Origin of the sequence: Yoonia sp. (assembly GCF_036007805.1) — a bacterium.
In the GTDB taxonomy this organism is placed as follows: Bacteria; Pseudomonadota; Alphaproteobacteria; order Rhodobacterales; family Rhodobacteraceae; genus Yoonia.
This window is the reverse complement of record NZ_DASYOK010000211.1, coordinates 1-2,402: the sequence shown is the minus strand read 5'-3', so window position 1 is coordinate 2,402 and position 2,402 is coordinate 1. Positions and strand designations below refer to the sequence as shown.

Sequence of the window (2,402 nt, the reverse complement as noted above, 5' to 3'; positions counted from 1 at the left end):
GCACCGGTGATCACGAAAAGCTCGGATCCGTCGCTGACAATCAGCATCGCCTCGAGCTTTTGCAGGTATTTGTCGGTGCGCCAGTCCTTGGCCAGTTCAACGCTCGCGCGCGCCAGTTGACCGGGGGTGGCTTCGAGTTTCTTTTCCAGACGCTCAAGCAGGGTAAAGGCATCTGCCGTCGATCCGGCAAAACCGCAGATCACGTCTTGCCCGCCAGGTGACAAACGCCGGACCTTGCGCGCCGTGCCTTTGATGACGGTCTGTCCAAGGCTGACCTGGCCATCACCGGCAATCACAACCTGCCCGCCCTTGCGGACACCGATGATTGTCGTTCCGTGCCAGCCGGGAAATTCTTCACTTGCCATCATCTGCTCCTTGTCGCTGTTGCATATATGGCGGGGCAAATGCGGGCAAACAACCCCGCATGGCTTGTTCATGCCGACACGCGCGGATAGCTTTCGCCGCATGAGCGCCCGTGACACCGTGACCTTTTACCTACCAGTGCAGTTGCGCAATCAGGCCGAGCGCGGCAATCACAATTTTATCAAGAAGGTGGGCGAGGTGCTCAGTGGTGCTGGGCTTTCAGTTGCTTATGACGACGACGATGATTTTGCGCGCCTGCGTGCCAAGGCGCGGCCGGGGCGCGGGCTTTACCTGATGGACCCGCCAGCGAACGGGCGCGGTCTGACGTTTCGCAAAACCTATATCTATCCGTTCTGGCATATCGAGAAAGAGGCCGAGCGTTGGGAATGGCCTGTTGCAAAGGAGCGGTTCGATCCGGCCGCTGTTGATCCGCGCAAGGCCGCAAATTTCTACCGGTTCTGGCGGCAACGTCTGTTCGATGAAGCGCCGCTGAATGCCCGTCAGGACGGCTTTGTCTATGTGCCCTTGCAGGGGCAGCTTTTGCGCCAGCGGTCTTTTCAAACCTGTAGCCCTTTGGAAATGGTCAAAACGGTCCTTGAGGAAGAGCCGAACAAACATATCGTTGTGACGCTTCATCCGTCCGAGACATATTCGACTGAAGAGCGTCATGCCCTTGCGGCGCTGGTCGCGAGTGAAGATCGCCTCACGCTTGACGAACAAGGCACAAACCAGAATTTGAAGAACTGCGATTACATCGTCACGCAGAATTCGGCTGTTGGTTTTGAGGGATATTTCTTTGGTAAACCGCTCATTCTGTTCGGCAAATCGGACTTTCACCATATCGCGCTGAACGTGGCCGACATTGGTGCCGAAAGCGCGTTTGATCTGGTCCATGGCCACAGGCCGGATTTTGCGGCCTATCTTTTCTGGTTCCTCCAGCAGCGCGCCATCAACGCAGGCAGGCCAGAGGCAGCCAAGAAGATCCGCAATGTGTTGCGCGGCCACGGTTGGCCCGTTTGAACGAAAAAGGGCGCCCTTATGGGACGCCCTTTGATACCTGATGCGCGAGGCGCTTAGATCGACTCTTCGATCCAGCCTTGTATTGCTGCCTTGGGTGCCGCGCCTGCCTTGTTCGAGACAACTTCGCCGTTCTTGAAGACGAAAAGTGCAGGAATGCCGCGCACGCCCATTTGTGCGGGTGAATTGGGGTTCTCGTCTACGTTGACTTTGACGATCTTCACGCGGCCTTCCATTTCGGCGGACAGCTCTTCCAGAGCGGGGCCGATCTGTTTGCAAGGGCCACACCATTCTGCCCAGAAATCCACAACAACGGGGATATCGGACTGGCGGACTTCGGCGTCAAAGGTTGCGTCGGTTACTGCTACGGTTGCCATTGGGGTGCTCCTTGGCGAAATGCGTTGAAGTGGGAAACTAGGTACCCTGTCCGTGATGGTCAAGATGTCGCAAGCGTGTTCAGGGCTTCGTGAAGATGCTCTTGCGACAAAGTGGTCAATGTTCCCGTGTGGGTCCAGAGAATAGCGGTCTTGATTGTATGATTGGGATAGATTTGCCGCAGCGCGGTGTCATAGGCGGCAAGCTGGCGTGCGAGCCCGATAGGCGTATCCTCGGGCTTTGTCGGTACCAAGCGGTTCGATTTATAGTCGATCGCGGTGATGGTATCGGGGCTGATCAGCAGACGATCAATCGTGCCATGGATGCGGCCAAGTTGGGGAATGTCGGCGGTGATATCGACCTCGTTCAAGGCATCAGCGCCCCAGATCCAAGCCAGATCAGGGTTGTCGATCAGTGCCATCACCTCTGCGACCAAGGCCGTGTCATCATTTTGCAAAAGCTGCAGACCAAGGGCGTGCCTGTCAGCAGGGGCAGCCATCGGCAGATGCTCGAGAAGCTTATGGATCTGCGTGCCGCGCTCCATCGCGTCTTCTTCGTTGTCGCCCGCTGGATCGCCTTGGAGGATTTTGTCGCCTTTCAGTTCAGAAGGCGAAATGGTCTTGGTCTGTGTCGGAACGGGCAGTTCA

The 2,402-nt window shown here is 56.9% G+C and carries 4 protein-coding genes; 1 reads left to right on the top strand and 3 read right to left on the bottom strand.

The features are described from left to right. On the bottom strand, nt 1–365 hold a 365-nt coding region (hslV, locus tag VGP75_RS11890; protein ID WP_327543868.1), incomplete at its 3' end, for an ATP-dependent protease subunit HslV. A 70-nt stretch (nt 366–435) separates the two neighbouring features. Between hslV and VGP75_RS11885 the strand changes: the two genes are divergently transcribed. After that, a complete protein-coding gene (locus tag VGP75_RS11885) occupies nt 436–1,383 on the top strand; it encodes a capsular polysaccharide export protein, LipB/KpsS family (protein WP_327543867.1) in 948 nt (315 codons plus the stop codon). A 53-nt stretch (nt 1,384–1,436) separates the two neighbouring features. Here the strand turns inward: VGP75_RS11885 and trxA are convergent, their stop codons facing one another. Both trxA and VGP75_RS11875 read right to left on the bottom strand, forming a co-directional pair. Beyond that, complete coding sequence (gene trxA, locus VGP75_RS11880; RefSeq protein WP_055295234.1) at nt 1,437–1,757, bottom strand: thioredoxin; 321 nt, start codon at nt 1,755–1,757, stop codon at nt 1,437–1,439. A 59-nt stretch (nt 1,758–1,816) separates the two neighbouring features. Beyond that, nucleotides 1,817–2,402: PD-(D/E)XK nuclease family protein (locus VGP75_RS11875; RefSeq protein WP_327543866.1), on the bottom strand; the 586-nt coding region annotated here is incomplete at its 5' end.

Bases quoted from the DNA above. Each gene is read 5' to 3' on its own strand.
- VGP75_RS11885 (WP_327543867.1), top strand. From the start codon at position 436: ATGCCGACACGCGCGGATAGCTTTCGCCGCATGAGCGCCCGTGACACC.
- trxA (WP_055295234.1), bottom strand. From the start codon at position 1,757: ATGGCAACCGTAGCAGTAACCGACGCAACCTTTGACGCCGAAGTCCGC.